The sequence below is a fragment of the Dyella jiangningensis genome, from assembly GCF_003264855.1.
Lineage (GTDB): Bacteria > Pseudomonadota > Gammaproteobacteria > Xanthomonadales > Rhodanobacteraceae > Dyella > Dyella jiangningensis_C.
This window is the reverse complement of record NZ_NFZS01000001.1, coordinates 79,964-94,976: the sequence shown is the minus strand read 5'-3', so window position 1 is coordinate 94,976 and position 15,013 is coordinate 79,964. Positions and strand designations below refer to the sequence as shown.

Below are 15,013 nucleotides of genomic sequence, written 5' to 3'. Positions count from 1 at the left end.
ACCTCGTCTCGCGCCATCGCGACCACTGAGGCAACCATGCCAGTCCGCGATCGCGCACAGGGTGCGCTCCTACAAAAGCGAAAAGGAGTGTCAGCGCGCGAATTCGGTTTCGTACATGAAGTAATGGCAACGCTCCATGCCCAACCCCGCATAAGTACGTTGCGCCCGCTCGTTCTCCGTTTCCACGTACAGCCGGATACCCACCGCGCCGGCTTCCTTCGCTCGCTGCTGCACCGCTTCGTACAACCGGCGGAACACGCCTTCGCGGCGCGCCGATTCCACCACGTAGACGCTCTGGATCCACCAGAAGTCGCCGGCGCGCCAGTCGCTCCATTCGTAGGTGACGAGCAGGCAGCCGACGGGTTCGCCGGCGCGTTCGGCCATCAGGTAGAAGCCGCGGCGGGGTTCGTCGAACACGGCGGTGACGCCGCGTTCGAGCACGGCCGGATCCAGCGCCTTGTGCTCGGTTTCCCACGCCATGGCGACGTTCCACCGGGCGATGGATGAAACGTCGGAACGGACGGCGAGGCGGGTGGTGATGGTCATGTCGGGTCAGCTCATTTGGTGGGACGCCGCGTGCGCGACGCGCCCAGCTTGCGGGTAAGGGTGTTGCGGCCCACGCCGAGCGCGGCGGCCGCATGCTGGCGATGGCCTTCATGGGTTTCCAGCGCCACCTGCAGCAAGGTGTGGTCCAGCGCTTCGCGAGCGCGCGTATGGATGTCCACTTCACCATCGGCGAGCGCCTGCACCGCCCACTCGCGCAGTGCATCGGTCCAGCCGTTGGCGGTTGCCGCCGTCGTGGTAGTGCCGAGATCGGCGGGCAGGATCTCCACGCCCGGTGCAATCACCGCAAGGCGCCGGCACAGGTTTTCCAGCTCGCGCACATTGCCGGGAAAATCGCGCTGGGCGATCGCCTTGAGCGCGGCGCGCGAGAAACGCTTCGGCGGCAGCTTCAGCTCGTGCGCCGCCGCGGCGAGGAAGTGCTGCGCGAGCAGCGGGATGTCCGTGCGGCGTTCGCGCAACGATGGCAACTCGATGCGCACGACGTCCAGTCGATGCTTGAGGTCGGCGCGAAACTGGCCGGTCGCCACGCGCGCGTCCAGGTCCTGGTGCGTGGCGGCGATGATGCGCACGTTGCCGCGGATCAGCTCCCGCCCGCCCACGCGATAGAACTCGCCGCCGGCGAGTACGCGCAGCAGGCGCGTCTGCAGCGCGAGCGGCATGTCGCCGATTTCGTCGAGGAACAGCGTGCCGCCTTCGGCCTGCTCGAAGCGGCCGGCATGGCGACGCGTGGCGCCGGTGAATGCGCCCGCCTCATGGCCGAACAATTCGCTCTCCAGCAGCTCGCTGGGAATGGCGGCGGTGTTGAGCGCGACGAAAGGCTTGTCGCGCCGCGCGCTTTCATCATGCAGCGCCCGTGCGACCAGCTCCTTGCCCGTGCCGGTTTCGCCGGTGATGAGCACGTTCAGTTCGCTGGCGGCTACGCGGCCGATCAGCCGGAACACTTCGCGCATCGCCGGGCTTTCGCCGAGCAGGGCGTGCGTCACCGCAGCAGCCTCCGGCGCCGGCGACTGCGTGATCGGCACGTCGCTCAGCGCGCGCTGTACCGCGGCCACGGCCTGGTCGAGGTCGAAGGGTTTGGCCAGGTAGTCCACCGCGCCGGCGCGATACGCGGCGGCCGTGGTGGCCACGTCGGTGTAGGCGCTCATCACGATCACCGGCCCGATGCCTTGCGTCTTCCATGCGGCGACGAGGGCGAGTCCGCCCTCGCCCGGCATGCGCACGTCGGTAAGCAGCAGCGCGGGGCGCGCTTCGCGCAAGGCCGCGCGCACTTCCTCGCCGCTGCCGAACTCGCGCACCAGCAGGCCCGCATCGCGCAGGGCCTCGGCGAGCACGAAGCGCACGCCACCGTCGTCGTCGGCGATCCAGATGTCGGGACGTGGCTCAGTCATGGGCATGCCCCATCGGCAGGTAGAGGGAAAACGCCGTCTCCCCGGGACGGCTCGTGTAACGCAGTTCGCCGCCGTGCTCGCGGGCGATTTCGCGGGCCAGTGCCAGGCCCAGGCCGCTGCCTTCGCTGCGTCCGGACACCAGCGGCTCGAACAAAGTGTCGCGCAGCGAAGCAGGCACGCCCGGGCCGTCGTCGATCACATCCACGCGCAGCGCCATGCGCGCCACGCGATCGCCCAATCGCGTGGCCGGTTCGGCCCGCGTGCGCAACACCAGCGTGTGCGCGCCTGCTTCCAGCGCATTGCGCGCGAGATTCAGCAGCAACTGCAGCAGACGGTCGGCATGGCCCTGGATGTCGGGCAGGCTGGGGTCGTAGTCGTGGCGAATGACCGGGCCCGAAGGTTCGGCGCGCAGCAGTTCGCCCAGCCGCTCCAGTTGCTCGTGGATGTTCACCGGTTCCGGCCGCGCCGCCGTGCCGTCGTTGCGCAGCAGGCGGTTCGCCAGCGTGGCAAGGCGATCGGCTTCGGCAATTACCAGCCCCGCCAGCGAGCGCAGTGCCTCGTCATCGATGCGTCGCTGCAGCAGCTGCGCCGCGCCGCGCAGGCCGGCGAGCGGGTTCTTCACCTCGTGGGCGAAACCGCGCAACGTCGCCGACAACGGCGTATCGGCATTCGCCGGCGCGGCGAGCGCATGCACTTCCAGCAGCAGCTCGCCGCTGGGCAGGGCCTGCATCGACACGTCCATGCGCCCGGCATCGCCGCGGGTCGAGGGCACGTCGACGCCGCGCAACTGCAGCGGCGAAGGCTCGCCGAGCGCGCGCTTCGCCAGCGCCATCCATTCGGGCTGGTGCAACAGCACCGCCAGCGACTGGCCCACTGCGCTGCGCGGTCCGATGTCGAGCAGTTCGGCCAGCGAGGGATTGATCCAGCACAGGCGCAGCTGCGCATCCGCCAAGGCCACCCCGGTGGCCAGCGGCTCCGCCCAGCGACGATCGGCCCTGTCGTTCATTGCACCATCATGGACAATGCTTCGACATGGTGCAATGCCATCTTTCGCGCAAGCTTCGAGCGAAGCAGTCGGGTGTTCCTATTCGCATTGTTTGTAAGGGCTGTACAGACTTTGGCGTTTAGCCCTTGAACAAACCTTGCCGTTCGATTTTTTGCGCAAAAGGACGGCAAATCAGCGAGTTACCAATCATTCCCGTAGTGGCTTGAGCAAAAAGAGCAGTCAACCGGCCGGTGAGGCCAGGGAATCTGCGGCTTTGAGAGGCATGTCCGCCTTTGGTTGTTGGCCTCAAATGCGGTCTTCGCGGACAACGCTGTGCTACCTAAGCCAGCCATTCCATCGCACGAACGTGACGCGGCTACATGCTGTAGCCGGGCTTCTTATAAAGGGCATCCCACTGAGCCTTGATATCCGGTCCATAGACTTGTTCTGCCCATTGATCGGGGGCCACCTCAACGAATGCCACGGACACTGCATCTTCGTTATAGGCGAGAACATCCATGACGTCTTGTGTGATTCGCCGCGTCAATTCGCGCTTCTGTTCTTCGGTTTTTCCAGGCCAGGCTTTGACGATGATATGCGGCATGGTGTTCTCCGTAGTGATCCAAATGAGTAGGGGTCAGGCCGCGCGTTCGCGCCACGTGGATTGCTGCAGGCGTTCGCTAATACGGCCGAATTGCATCTCCCCTTGCATCGGCTGGCTACCTACGCGGCAGTGCCGTGACGCCCTGTTAGACGCAGCGCCTCAAGTACCAATTTGAACGCAGGCGACGGCTGCCGACGGCTGGGGTAGTAGAGGTAGTAGCCCGGAAAGAAGGGACACCAATCCTCCAGCATGCGGACGAGACGGCCCTCAGCCACATGGGGTGCAAACTCTTCCTCCGGAAGAAACGCCACGCCCATGCCCTCCAACGCTGCTTGCACGATCAGCGGCGAGGTATTGAAGGTCAGTTGGCCTTCGACATGCACGTTCACCGGACGCCCGCGACGTTCGAACTCCCACGCATAGAGACCGCCGTACGTGGGCAGACGCATGTTGATGCAGGTGTGGGACAGGAGGTCCTGTGGCTTTTTCGGTGGGGCGCGGGAGGCCAGGTAGGACGGCGATGCCACGGCTGCCATTCTCAGCGGCGGCCCGATGGGCATGGCGATCATGTCCTTGTCGATGCTCTCGCCCAGTCGCACGCCTGCATCGAAGCGATCGGCGACGATGTCCCTGAAGCCATAGCTGAGGTCAAACTCGATCCGCACATCCGGGTAGGCACGCAGCAACGGCATCACCTTGGGCAGGATGGTGGTTCGCAGCACGTGGTCACCACAGGTGATGCGCACGTTGCCGGCAGGTTTGTCGCGCAGTTCGGTCAGCGCGTCGAGTTCGGCCTCGATCTCGTCGAAGCGCTGCCCCACCTTTTGCAGGAGCCGTTCACCCGCCTCTGTCGGCGACACGCTGCGTGTGGTGCGTGTCAGCAAGCGGATGTCCAGTCGCGCCTCCAACTGGCGTATCGACTGACTGAGCGCCGATTGGGTCACGCCCAGCTGAGCTGCGGCCCGGGTAAAGCTGCCCTCGCGGGCCACCACCACGAAGGTCTGCAGATCGTTGAGGTTGCGTTTGGCCATGACCGAAGTGTGGCACGTCCATTAAGTAGTAAAACTTATAGACCATGTAAGCATTCATCAGCTAGTTCCGGGCCAATCCGGGGCTCAGACTGTGCAGGGTCACGTCATCCGGAGTCACCCATGCAGATGCGCATTTTTCGAAACGGATCCCGTCCCTCGGTGAAGGGGCCCGCCAACTGGTTCACGGGCAATGCCCGCATCGACCCGCTGTTCGATCCCGCCGAGCCAGGCCGGGTGTCTGCCGCGCTCGTCACTTTCGAGCCGGGTGCACGAACCAACTGGCACACGCATCCGCTCGGCCAACATCTGGTAGTGCTCTCCGGCGTGGGCTGGACCCAATGCTGGGGTGGGCCGAAGAAGGAGATCCGCGCGGGGGACGTGGTGTTCTGCAACTGCGGCCAGAAACACTGGCACGGCGCGACCGGGTCCACCGCCATGAGCCATATCGCCATCCAGGAGTGGATGAACGAGTCGCCGGTGGATTGGCTGGAGCCCGTGCCGGACGACGTGTACGGCGCGCCCGTGGCGCACGACGACTGACCACGCCGTACGCATCCGTTCCATGACCTCCGTGAGCGAACGACGCTCCTGAACGACTTTGGAGACCCACCATGCTTGCCACCGTTCTGCACGGCCCCGGCGATGTTCGCTTCGAGCACGTCGAGGAACCCAGGATCCTGTTGCCCACCGACGCCATCATCAAACTGTCCGCCTCGTGCATCTGCGGATCGGACTTGTGGCCCTATCGCGGTTTGCAGCCCATGAATGGCCCGGCGCATATGGGGCATGAGTATTGCGGCATCGTCGTCGACGTCGGCAGCGACGTGACGACGGTCAAGCCGGGACAGTTCGTGGTCGGCTCGTTCTGCCTTTCCGACAACACCTGCCCGCATTGCCAGCATGGCTTCCAGTCGTCTTGCGTGCAGCGCGAGTTCATGAGCGGCGCGCAGGCGCCCTATGCGCGCGTACCGCTGGCCGACGGCACGCTCGTCGCGACGCCCGAGGTACCGCCGGAAGATCTCATTCCCAGCCTGCTTGCCGTATCTGACGTACTCGGTACCGGTTGGTATGCCGCGGATGCCGCGCGCGTACAGCCCGGCTCGACGGTGGTGGTCGTCGGCGATGGCGCCGTGGGCCTGATGGGCGTGTTGTCGGCCAAGCAGATGGGGGCTGGGCGAATCATAGCCATGAGCCGCCACAAGCACCGACAGGAGCTCGCTTTGGAATACGGCGCGACGGACATCGTGACGGAACGCGGCGAAGCCGGCGTCGCTCAGATCAAGGCGCTTACCGGCGGCGTGGGTGCGGACTCGGTCCTCGAATGCGTGGGTACCCAGGAGTCGATGCGGCAGGCATTGCAGAGCGCGCGCCCAGGCGCCATGGTCGGCTACGTCGGCGTCCCCCACGGCGTGGAATTCGATGGGCAGTCGCTGTTCTTCGCGCAGGTCGGCATGCTCGGCGGTCCCGCCCCGGTGCGCCGTTTCCTGCCACACCTGATGGACCTCGTGCTCACGCGCAAGATCAATCCGGGCAAGGTGTTCGATCTGGCAATCCCGTTGGCCGACGTCGCCGAAGGCTATCGCGCCATGGACGAACGACGGGCGATCAAGACACTGCTTCGAGTGTAAGGCCTGCAGAGGGCTCAGCGCGCCGCGTCGAGCCCAAGACGTCCGCTACATCCGCTGTCCATTGCATGCGCTCGCCACTCGACGTCCGGGCGTACGGCATCACTCGCCCCCGGTGCTGTACTGGCGGGCGTGGCGAAAGACCTGTCCTACGTAGCTGCAGAATCAATGTTTGTGCCGCCAATCGGTTGAACCAACAAACGACGGGCCAGAAACAGGCAGCTACGCGAGGTTATGGACACGCGTCACTAGCCCACGGTGCTGTTGAACAGGCGACTGGCCCGCAGCAGCGTTTCGGCGGTCTTGTTGGCGGTGTAACTCAGGCCGTGCGCGAGGTGCAGGGCGTTCCTGGGCGTGAGCTCGTGGCTCACGGCGAGCAGGGCCAGTTCGCCCAGGGTTTCGAGGTCGACGATGCTGTCCTTCAGGCTTTTGCTCAGGTCGGCCGGGATCGACGCCAGTGTGGGATGCTCCAGCGCGCCGCGCATTCGTCGGGCCGCCTCGTCGGCCGACTGGTGCAGGGTCGAAGCCATGGGTTTGGCCAGCTTGCCGGTCGCCATCGCCTCATTGGCAAACGCCCGGAACGCCTCGACGACGCTCAATGCCCGCGTCAGGGTACCGGTCACTTCGTGGTACACGGTGTTCCTCTTGCTCCGCCTGATGTCGGCGCCGACGTCCTTTGCCGGACGTCGCGCCGGCCTATGCTCATCAAGGCGCAGCGCCAGCTCCATCACGGCAAGCCGTGAGCCAGGTGAGAAAGCGTGAGGTATCGGCGCGGCGGCAGGACATCCGGGGCGAGCGCGTACAATGGCGGGCCTTTGCAAACGGTGAGCCCCCATGCCGATGTCCCAGATTCCCGCCTGCCCGCTCTGCGGCATGGAAAACACCTATCCTGACGGCGACCACTACATCTGCCCGGATTGCAGCCATGAATGGCCGCAGGTGGCCGCGCCATCGGACGAGGCCGAACTCGTCGTGCGCGACGTCAACGGCAACGTGCTCGAGAGCGGCGACTCGGTGGTGGTGATCAAGGACCTCAAGGTGAAGGGCTCCTCCATCCCGCTCAAGCAGGGCACCGTGATCCGCAACATCCGCCTGGTGGACGGCGATGCGGAACACATCGAAGGCAACTCCGACAAGATCAAGGGTCTTGTGCTGAAGGTCTGCTTCCTCAGGAAGGCCTGACCGCCCGCTGCCCGATCACTTCTTTGATCGGGCGCCCACGTAGGCCGCGAGATGTTGGCCGGTGAGCGTGGAACGCGCGGCCACCAGCTTGGCGGGCGTGCCCTCGAAGACGATACGCCCGCCGTCGTGGCCGGCACCTGGGCCGAGGTCGATGATCCAGTCGGCGTGCGCCATCACCGCCTGGTGGTGCTCGATCACGATCACCGACTTGCCCGCATCGACCAGCCGGTCCAGCAGGCCGAGCAGTTGCGCGACATCCGCCAGATGCAGGCCGGCGGTCGGTTCGTCGAGCACGTAGATGCCGCCCTTTTCCGCCATGTGGGTGGCCAGCTTGAGTCGCTGGCGCTCGCCGCCCGACAGCGTGGTGAGCGGCTGGCCCAGGCTGAGGTAACCCAGCCCCACGTCGGCGAGCCGTTCGAGAATGGCCACCGCCGCCGGCGTGTGTGCCTTGCCGCTGCCGAAGAAGGCCTGCGCCTCGTCCACCGACATCGCGAGCACCTCGCTGATGTCCTTGCCGCCGAAGGTGTACTTCAGCACCTCGGGCTGGAAGCGCTTGCCGCCGCATTCCTCGCACGGCGTGGCGACGCCTGCCATCATCGCCAGGTCGGTATAGATCACGCCTGCACCGTTGCAGGCCGGACAGGCGCCTTCGGAGTTCGCGCTGAACAGTGCGGGCTTCACGTTGTTGGCCTTGGCGAAGGCCTTGCGGATCGGTTCGAGCAGGTCGGTGTAGGTGGCCGGATTGCTGCGCCGCGAACCGCGGATCGGGGTCTGGTCCACCGACACCACGCCCTCGCGCCCGGACACCGAGCCGTGGATCAGCGAACTCTTGCCCGAGCCCGCCACGCCGGTCACCACCACCAGCACGCCGAGCGGAATATCCACGTCGACATCCTGCAGGTTGTGCGTGCTGGCGCCGCGCACCTCCAGCGTTCCCGATGGCTTGCGCAGCGATGTCTTCAGTGAGGCGCGATCATCGAAGTGGCGACCGGTGACGGTACCGCTGCCGCGCAGCTGTTCGACCGTGCCTTCGAAGCAGATGGTGCCACCCGCCGCACCGGCGCCCGGCCCGAGATCCACCACGTGGTCGGCAATCACGATGGTCTCCGGCTTGTGCTCCACCACCAGCACCGTATTGCCCTTGTCGCGCAGGCGCAGCAACAGGCCGTTCATGCGCTGGATGTCGTGCGGATGCAGGCCCGTGGTGGGCTCGTCGAACACGTAGGTGACATCGGTGAGCGAGGAGCCCAGGTGGCGGAGCATCTTCACGCGCTGCGCCTCGCCACCCGACAAGCTGCCTGAGGCGCGATCGAGCGAGAGATAGCCGAGGCCGATTTCCACGAACGAATCGAGTGTCTGCAGCAGCGTGGCCAGCAGCGGCGCCACCGCCGGCATGTTCAGCCCGCGCACCCAATCGGCGAGATCGGTGATCTGCATCGCGCAGGCATCGGCGATGTTGACGCCCTTGATCTTCGACGAACGCGCCGCCTCGCTGAGCCGCGTGCCGCCGCACTCGGGACAGGTGGTGAACGTCATCGCGCGCTCCACGAACGCACGCACGTGCGGCTGCAGCGCATCGACGTCCTTGGCCAGCATCGATTTCTGGATGCGCGAGATCACGCCCTCGTAGGTGAGGTTGATGCCGTCGACCTTGATCTTCGTCGGCTCCTTGTAGAGCAGGTCATGCAGTTCCTTCTTGGTGTACTTGCGGATCGGCTTGTCCGGATCGAAGAAGCCGCAGCCGGTGAAGATGCGCCCGAACCAGCCGTCCATGCTGTAGCCGGGTATCGTCAGCGCGCCTTCGTTGAGCGACTTGTTCGCGTCGTAGACCTGCGTGAGGTCGATGTCGGTGATCGCGCCCCTGCCCTCGCAACGGGGACACATGCCGCCGGTGCGCGAGAAGGTCTGCTTCACCGTCTTCCGGTTGCCGCGCTCGACCGTGATCGCGCCGACCGCCTGCACCGACGGCACGTTGAACGCGAACGCGTTGGGCGAGCCGATATGCGGCTTGCCCACCCGGCTGAACAGGATGCGCAGCATCGCGTTGGCGTCGGTGGCGGTGCCGACGGTGGAGCGCACGTCGCCACCCATGCGCTGCTGGTCGACGATGATCGCCGCCGTCAGGCCCTGCAGTACATCGACCTCGGGCCGCGCCAGCGTCGGCATGAAGCCCTGCACGAAGCTGCTGTAGGTTTCGTTGATGAGCCGTTGCGATTCCGCGGCGATGGTGTCGAACACCAGCGAGCTCTTGCCCGAACCGGACACGCCGGTGAACACGGTGAGCCTGCGCTTGGGGATCTCGACGCCGACGTCCTTGAGGTTGTTGACCCGCGCGCCGTGCACGCGGATCACCTCATGGCTGTCGGCACCGCCGCGCGGTGAAGGGTGCTTGTGCTGGCCCGCGTCCGTGCGCGTGCCCTTCTTCGTGGCCATGCGTGTCGTTCCCTGGCGTTGGCGCCGATCAGCGCAGCTGCTGGATGCGGATCATGTTGCCGGCGGGGTCGCGAACCGCGCAGTCGCGCACGCCGTACGGCTGGTCGGTGGGCTCCTGCACGATGTCAGCGTCACGTGCTTGCAGGCGCTCGAACGCGCCCGCGAGGTCGTGCGTCGCCAGCAGGACGATGCCGAAGGTGCCCTTGGCCATCATCTCCGCGATGGTGCGGCGCTCGTCGTCAGTGATGCCGGGGCTGGCTTCCGGCGGGTACAGCACGATGGAAACTCCCGGCTGGCCCGTTGGCCCGACGGTGATCCAGCGCTTGCCGCCATAGCCGACGTCGTTGCGCACTTCGAATCCCAGCGTGTCGCGATAGAACGCGATGGCGGCTTCGGGGTCGTTCTGCGGAAGGAAGCTGGAGTGGATGGTGATGTCCATGACGGTCTCTCTCAGTGGGTGGCGAGGTCCATGGCGATCAGTCTAGTTGCGGCTCGCCGGCCTTCGCTTCTCGATTCCTGATCGGTCGCGTGACCTGCCTCGCCACGCACGAAGGCATGCCCGCCGTCGCCTGCGCCTGCTCGGCCTTGTAGACGCTGGGCGACATGCCGACCAGTTCGGTGAAGCGCGTGCTGAAGGTGCCGAGCGAGGAGCAGCCGACCTCGAAGCAGACCTCCGTCACGCTGAGCTCGCCATGACGCAGCAGCGTCATCGCGCGCTCGATGCGGCGCGTCATCAGATAGGCGTACGGCGATTCGCCATAGGCGGCGCGGAACTGCCGGCTGAGATGTCCGGCCGACATGCCTACGCCCTGGGCCAGCGCTTCGACGTCCAGTGGCTGCGCGTACTCGCGATCCATGCGATCGCGGACACGACGCAGGCGCGCGAGATCGCGCAGGCGTTGCACGTCGTCAGGTCGGCTCGTCATCGTCGGAATCGTGTCACTTCGCGCCAGGCGGCTCAAGTGCGGTGGTCCGCGTGTTCTGGAACCCGCGCACGAACCTGTCGTGGGTTGCGTGTAGTGTGTGCCGTCGCCGGGAGCCGCGCGTGTCCGCGCATGCGCGTGACTGTCCGTTACGCTGGCAGGCACGCCAAGGATCCGCATGACCATCGACGCCGCCCCATCGCAAAGCACACGACGTCTTTCGCCGCTGTTCCAGGCAGGGATCGAAGCCACGGCGACCATGCTGGCCGCGCTCGCCACCCTGCTTTGCGCGACGGCGCTAGCGCCAGGGCCGGGACCGGCCGTGTTGGGCGTGGTGCTCGCCTTGTCGCTGTCGCGCAGCCAACTGGACCGCGACGGTCGCGGCCGCATCGAGGCCGCCCTGGTCCTGCCGGCGGTGGCCTTTGCCGCGCTCGGCGTGGGCTGGCTGCTGCATCACTGGCCGTGGCTGGGCGCAGCGGTCTTCGTCGCCGGCATGGCGTTGCCGATCTGGCTTCGCCGCTTCGGATCCATGGCGCGTCGCGCGGGCAGCCTGATTGCGCTGCCCTTCGTCACCCTGCTGACGGTGCCGCATGTCCATGCCGCGACAGGCGGTCTGCTGCCATCGTGGCTGGCGCCGGTGGTGATCGCGCTGTTGGCCTTGTTCTGGGTCAACGTCTTCCACCAGTTGGTGAAGCTCCTGACGTTGCAGACGATCGCGCCAGAGGATGCATCGACGACGCTGACCGCGGTGCGCGAGGGCGCCCCGCGCACCGCGGCCAGCACGCGCATGGCGGTGCAGATGGCGGTGGCGCTCGCCGCGGCCTTCATCGTAGGTTACCTGTGCTTCGCCGAGCGATGGGCATGGATCGTACTCACCGCCTTCATCGTCAACAGCGGCAACCGCGGACGACTCGACGTGCTCTACAAGAGCGGCATGCGTGTGCTCGGCGCCGCCGCGGGCACGGCGGTCGCCCTGCTGTTCAGCCTGCACCTCGGACTGGACGGAAGAGCCACGGGCGCGCTGATACTCGGTGCGCTGTTCCTCGGTGTCTGGCTGCGCCCGTTCGCCTATGCATGGTGGGCCTTGTTCGTCACCGTGGCGCTGGCCTTGCTGCAAGGATTCGATGGGGACACGCCGTCGGCGATGCTGTGGCTGCGGCTGGAAGAAATCGTCATCGGTGCCGTGATCGGCGTGAGCGCTGCCTGGTGGGTGCTGCCCGTGCGTTCCACCGACGTATTGCGTCGTCGCCTCGCCGACGCGCTGGCAGTGCTCGCCGACGCGCTCGACCCGGCGTCGAAACGCCAGGCGGCGCAGGTCGAGGAGGCGATGGAGCTCGTGGCGCAAGTCGCAGCACCGTTCAGGGCAGTGCGCTGGTTGACGCGCCGAACGCGGCCACTGCAGCCGGCGGACTGGGCCGACACCTTGCTCGCCTGTCGCGCCTGCGCCCGCACGGTGATCGCGCGAGGCAATCCGCCGGGCAGTTTGCGGCACGCCGTCGGCTCCGCACGAAAAGCCTTGCGCGAACCCGAAGCGCTGCTGCCGGCGCTGCAACATCTGCAGCGATCGATGCAGGCATGCGCCCTTGAGCCGAGGCCCACGCCAGCGCCGACGATGGCCGCAGCGACGACACAGCCAACGGCAGGCGAGGCATAACGGCTTCTGCCGCCACGCTCAATGCAACAAGGGAAACTCCGCCAGCCGGTGCCAGCGGCGATCCTCGTTGACCAGCAACGCGACGCTATCGCACCAGCAGTAGATCGGGCCGTAGTCGGCGATGCGCGCCCTTACCTCGTTGGCGATCGCTTCCTTTTCCTGCGGCACGCGTCGGGCCACCGTGAGATGCGGAACGAATTCGGGAAAGGCGCCGCCGCCGATGGGCTGTTCGGGAAAGGCATGTTCCAGCGCCGAGGCCAGCTGCATGATGGAGCGCGTCGGTTCGGGCGCCAGCCACACCACCGCGGGAAAGGTGCGCACCTCATGCAGGCGGAACATCGGCGCGGGTACCTCGGCGATCGTGTCGCGCAGACGCGCCAGCACGCCGGCCGACAGCAGCTCGCTTTCCACGAACGGGTAGATGAGCGTGATGTGCGCGCCCAGTCCGCGACGCGCCGAGGGATCGTGCTGATCCCGGAAACTGGCGACGACGGGATCGGCTTCGGGAACCAGGAGTGCCAGCAGGGTTCGGGCCATGCCCGATCTTTGCACGGAACCGCGTCATCGCCACGCCGCAGCGCACATGGACGCCGCCTTCACGTTGAGCGCGAACGTCAGAAGTTCTGCGTGGCGGACAACACCGACACGCCGTGTTCGTCGAAGGCCTCCACCGCCACTACATAGCGCACGCCCTTGTTCAACGAACGCAAGGTGAGTTTCGTCGGCTGGTCGGCGAAGCGTTGGTAAGTGCTGTGCAAGCGGTCGGGGGAAAGACCCCAGCGCACGTTGTAGCCGACGGCACCGGGCACAGGCGACCAGGTGATGTCCGCGTTGCGCGTGTCGGCCAGTCGCCGCGCGGTGACCTGTGCCGGCGCGGCGGGTGGCGCGCCGTCGGCGTTGCCGAACACGCGCAGGTCGGCGATGGCCAGCGTGTGTGCGCCGACATGGCCGTGCACATAGCGCACGTAACGCATGCGCGCTTCGCGCGGCAGTTCGAGATAGGCGTCGGGGCGATCGCGCGTTTCGTGCGAAAGATCCACCAGCGTGTCCCAGTGCTGGCCGTCGCGCGAACCTTCGATGCGAAATTGCGCCACGATGTCCGGTGCATCGCCGTAACGACCGGACTGGTAGTCGGCGAAGTTCACCTGCAGCGCGCGCACCGTGCGTTCACCGCCGAGATCGAGCGTGAGCGTCTGGCCCGGCGTATTGCTTGCCGCGACCCAGAACGTGCGCGGGTTTTCATCGGCGGCGTCGGACGCCGGGTGGCCGGGCAAGGCGGAGGAAGCGCTTGCCGACTTGCGATACGACAGCAGCATCCATCCGGCGAAAGTGTCTTCGTTTTCCTTCAGTCGGTGATCGGGCATGCGCTGCGGAAAATCGCCGAAGCGCGTGTCCACCCACATCTGGCCGTCCGCATGAAAGCCGGCGCGATACAGGCCGATGCGGCGCTCGAAGGTCCAGTTGCTGCCGATCCACGAGGTACCGGTGTTCCACCAGTTGCCGTACGCATCCTGGAAGGTGGAACCATGGCCCACGCCCTGCACGAAGCCGCCGGGCTTTTCACCGATGGGGTTGTAGGGCGCGTACTCGAACGGGCCGAGCGGCCCCTTGCCCACGTACACGCCGGTGCCGTACGCGTTGTACTCGGTGCCGGGCGCCGCGTATTGCAGGTAATAGCGATCGCCCTGGCGATTCATCCACGCGCCCTCCATGAAAGGCAACGTGTGTTCGTCGGTGTGGTCCTGCCCGAAACGTTCCCAGCCATGTTCGGCGGGATGCAGCGTGAACAGCGCTTGCGGCTGGGTGACGAAGGCGAGGCGCTTGCCCTCGCCTTGCGACTCGTCGCCGAGCTTCAGGTCGAGCTGCGCGGCGTACAGGGGGTGCACGTTGGACGAACCCCAGTACAGGTACGTCTTGCCGTCCTCGTCCTGGAACAGGCCCGGATCCCACGGTCCCGGCGGCAGCTCGCCGGGCTTGAGCGTGTAGTGCTCATCGCTGGAGACCGCGCCCGGGACCGGCGGCAGCAGGCGCGTCCAGAAGTCCAGACGTCCATGGGCAGGATCGGTGGAATACAGCAAGGGCCGCGGCTGCGTCGCCGCCTGCATCAGGAACAGCCTGTCGCCCGCCACCAGCGTGGCCGGCGCCACTTCGCTGTCGAACGGCCAGCGGCTCGGTTTGACGAATTGCCAGTGCAGCAGGTCGGTGGAACGCCAATAACCGTCGGCCAGGGTGAGGAACAGGTAGTAGGCATCGCGGTAGCGCACCACCGCCGGGTCGGCGCCGGTGCGATACGAGACGCCCTCGTTCATCTGCTCGAAGTTGTAGCGGTAGTCGATATCGACGGGGTTGGCCCAGGTGTGCGATGGCGACTCTTGCGCTGCAACAAATGGCGCCACCAACACGAGCGCCACGGCGAGCGCCGCCGCCCAACGACAGCGACGCGAATGGCTTGAGGGCGCCTCGGCGCGAGAACCAACGAACACAGGCATGGGCCGACTCTCCTGCAGTGCGGCGCAGCAGCGGGCGCTTCTGCGAAGTGCGTGTATTGATCGGATGGGCCGGTCTGTATAAGACTCGCGGCCTGCCATGTAAACGTTTACATCCTAGCCGGGCCTTGATCGGCC

15 protein-coding genes are annotated in these 15,013 nt (G+C 66.3%); 4 read left to right on the top strand and 11 right to left on the bottom strand.

Going from position 1 to position 15,013, the window contains the following annotated elements:
* Window positions 1-90: 90 nt before the first annotated feature.
* The 5 genes from CA260_RS00420 to CA260_RS00400 form a co-directional block, all read right to left on the bottom strand.
* Entirely contained in the window at window positions 91-546 is a 456-nt protein-coding gene (locus CA260_RS00420; protein ID WP_111980522.1) for a GNAT family N-acetyltransferase, read from the bottom strand.
* An 11-nt stretch (window positions 547-557) separates the two neighbouring features.
* Window positions 558-1,958 carry a nitrogen regulation protein NR(I) gene (gene ntrC / locus CA260_RS00415; protein ID WP_425479665.1) on the bottom strand — a complete coding sequence of 467 codons (1,401 nt, stop codon included), beginning with the start codon at window positions 1,956-1,958 and terminating at the stop codon, window positions 558-560.
* Window positions 1,945-2,958 carry a two-component system sensor histidine kinase NtrB gene (locus CA260_RS00410; RefSeq protein ID WP_111980520.1) on the bottom strand — a complete coding sequence of 338 codons (1,014 nt, stop codon included), beginning with the start codon at window positions 2,956-2,958 and terminating at the stop codon, window positions 1,945-1,947. The genes ntrC and CA260_RS00410 overlap by 14 nt, the downstream gene beginning before the upstream one ends.
* Window positions 2,959-3,313: 355 nt before the next feature.
* Entirely contained in the window at window positions 3,314-3,541 is a 228-nt protein-coding gene (locus tag CA260_RS00405; protein WP_111980519.1) for a tautomerase family protein, read from the bottom strand.
* 119 nt (window positions 3,542-3,660) lie between these two features.
* Window positions 3,661-4,572, bottom strand: a complete 912-nt coding sequence (locus tag CA260_RS00400; RefSeq protein WP_111980518.1) for a LysR family transcriptional regulator — start codon at window positions 4,570-4,572, stop codon at window positions 3,661-3,663.
* 120 nt (window positions 4,573-4,692) lie between these two features.
* Between CA260_RS00400 and CA260_RS00395 the strand changes: the two genes are divergently transcribed.
* Both CA260_RS00395 and CA260_RS00390 read left to right on the top strand, forming a co-directional pair.
* Complete coding sequence (locus CA260_RS00395) at window positions 4,693-5,112, top strand: (R)-mandelonitrile lyase (protein WP_338065706.1); 420 nt, start codon at window positions 4,693-4,695, stop codon at window positions 5,110-5,112.
* A gap of 71 nt (window positions 5,113-5,183) precedes the next feature.
* A complete protein-coding gene (locus CA260_RS00390; protein ID WP_111980517.1) occupies window positions 5,184-6,200 on the top strand; it encodes a zinc-dependent alcohol dehydrogenase family protein in 1,017 nt (338 codons plus the stop codon).
* 245 nt (window positions 6,201-6,445) lie between these two features.
* Here CA260_RS00390 and CA260_RS00385 read toward each other — a convergent pair whose 3' ends face one another.
* Window positions 6,446-6,925, bottom strand: coding sequence for a hypothetical protein (locus CA260_RS00385; RefSeq protein ID WP_111980516.1), 480 nt, complete (start codon window positions 6,923-6,925; stop codon window positions 6,446-6,448).
* A gap of 112 nt (window positions 6,926-7,037) precedes the next feature.
* On the opposite strand from CA260_RS00385, the gene CA260_RS00380 reads away from it, so the two are divergent.
* Window positions 7,038-7,379 (top strand): zinc ribbon domain-containing protein YjdM, encoded by a 342-nt coding sequence (locus tag CA260_RS00380; RefSeq protein ID WP_111982925.1) that lies wholly within the window; start codon window positions 7,038-7,040, stop codon window positions 7,377-7,379.
* Window positions 7,380-7,394: 15 nt separating this feature from the next.
* Here the strand turns inward: CA260_RS00380 and CA260_RS00375 are convergent, their stop codons facing one another.
* Genes CA260_RS00375 through CA260_RS00365 form a run of 3 tightly spaced genes read right to left on the bottom strand, consistent with a single transcriptional unit; the run spans window position 7,395 to window position 10,738 of the window.
* Window positions 7,395-9,812 carry an ATP-binding cassette domain-containing protein gene (locus CA260_RS00375; RefSeq protein WP_111980515.1) on the bottom strand — a complete coding sequence of 806 codons (2,418 nt, stop codon included), beginning with the start codon at window positions 9,810-9,812 and terminating at the stop codon, window positions 7,395-7,397.
* A gap of 28 nt (window positions 9,813-9,840) precedes the next feature.
* The gene (locus CA260_RS00370; protein WP_111980514.1) at window positions 9,841-10,251 is read right to left on the bottom strand and encodes a VOC family protein; all 411 of its coding nucleotides are present in this window, start codon (window positions 10,249-10,251) and stop codon (window positions 9,841-9,843) included.
* Window positions 10,252-10,288: 37 nt separating this feature from the next.
* Window positions 10,289-10,738 (bottom strand): helix-turn-helix transcriptional regulator, encoded by a 450-nt coding sequence (locus tag CA260_RS00365; protein ID WP_111980513.1) that lies wholly within the window; start codon window positions 10,736-10,738, stop codon window positions 10,289-10,291.
* Between the two features lie 175 nt (window positions 10,739-10,913).
* Between CA260_RS00365 and CA260_RS00360 the strand changes: the two genes are divergently transcribed.
* Window positions 10,914-12,389 carry an FUSC family protein gene (locus CA260_RS00360; RefSeq protein WP_111980512.1) on the top strand — a complete coding sequence of 492 codons (1,476 nt, stop codon included), beginning with the start codon at window positions 10,914-10,916 and terminating at the stop codon, window positions 12,387-12,389.
* An 18-nt stretch (window positions 12,390-12,407) separates the two neighbouring features.
* Here the strand turns inward: CA260_RS00360 and CA260_RS00355 are convergent, their stop codons facing one another.
* Window positions 12,408-12,926 carry a 2'-5' RNA ligase family protein gene (locus tag CA260_RS00355; protein ID WP_111980511.1) on the bottom strand — a complete coding sequence of 173 codons (519 nt, stop codon included), beginning with the start codon at window positions 12,924-12,926 and terminating at the stop codon, window positions 12,408-12,410.
* Window positions 12,927-13,003: 77 nt separating this feature from the next.
* A complete protein-coding gene (locus CA260_RS00350; protein WP_111980510.1) occupies window positions 13,004-14,878 on the bottom strand; it encodes a family 43 glycosylhydrolase in 1,875 nt (624 codons plus the stop codon).
* Window positions 14,879-15,013 lie beyond the last annotated feature (135 nt).

Bases quoted from the DNA above. Each gene is read 5' to 3' on its own strand.
- CA260_RS00420 (WP_111980522.1), bottom strand. From the start codon at position 546: ATGACCATCACCACCCGCCTCGCCGTCCGTTCCGACGTTTCATCCATC.
- ntrC (WP_425479665.1), bottom strand. From the start codon at position 1,958: ATGCCCATGACTGAGCCACGTCCCGACATCTGGATCGCCGACGACGAC.
- CA260_RS00410 (WP_111980520.1), bottom strand. From the start codon at position 2,958: ATGAACGACAGGGCCGATCGTCGCTGGGCGGAGCCGCTGGCCACCGGG.
- CA260_RS00405 (WP_111980519.1), bottom strand. From the start codon at position 3,541: ATGCCGCATATCATCGTCAAAGCCTGGCCTGGAAAAACCGAAGAACAG.
- CA260_RS00400 (WP_111980518.1), bottom strand. From the start codon at position 4,572: ATGGCCAAACGCAACCTCAACGATCTGCAGACCTTCGTGGTGGTGGCC.
- CA260_RS00395 (WP_338065706.1), top strand. From the start codon at position 4,693: ATGCAGATGCGCATTTTTCGAAACGGATCCCGTCCCTCGGTGAAGGGG.
- CA260_RS00390 (WP_111980517.1), top strand. From the start codon at position 5,184: ATGCTTGCCACCGTTCTGCACGGCCCCGGCGATGTTCGCTTCGAGCAC.
- CA260_RS00385 (WP_111980516.1), bottom strand. From the start codon at position 6,925: ATGGAGCTGGCGCTGCGCCTTGATGAGCATAGGCCGGCGCGACGTCCG.
- CA260_RS00380 (WP_111982925.1), top strand. From the start codon at position 7,038: ATGTCCCAGATTCCCGCCTGCCCGCTCTGCGGCATGGAAAACACCTAT.
- CA260_RS00375 (WP_111980515.1), bottom strand. From the start codon at position 9,812: ATGGCCACGAAGAAGGGCACGCGCACGGACGCGGGCCAGCACAAGCAC.
- CA260_RS00370 (WP_111980514.1), bottom strand. From the start codon at position 10,251: ATGGACATCACCATCCACTCCAGCTTCCTTCCGCAGAACGACCCCGAA.
- CA260_RS00365 (WP_111980513.1), bottom strand. From the start codon at position 10,738: ATGACGAGCCGACCTGACGACGTGCAACGCCTGCGCGATCTCGCGCGC.
- CA260_RS00360 (WP_111980512.1), top strand. From the start codon at position 10,914: ATGACCATCGACGCCGCCCCATCGCAAAGCACACGACGTCTTTCGCCG.
- CA260_RS00355 (WP_111980511.1), bottom strand. From the start codon at position 12,926: ATGGCCCGAACCCTGCTGGCACTCCTGGTTCCCGAAGCCGATCCCGTC.
- CA260_RS00350 (WP_111980510.1), bottom strand. From the start codon at position 14,878: ATGCCTGTGTTCGTTGGTTCTCGCGCCGAGGCGCCCTCAAGCCATTCG.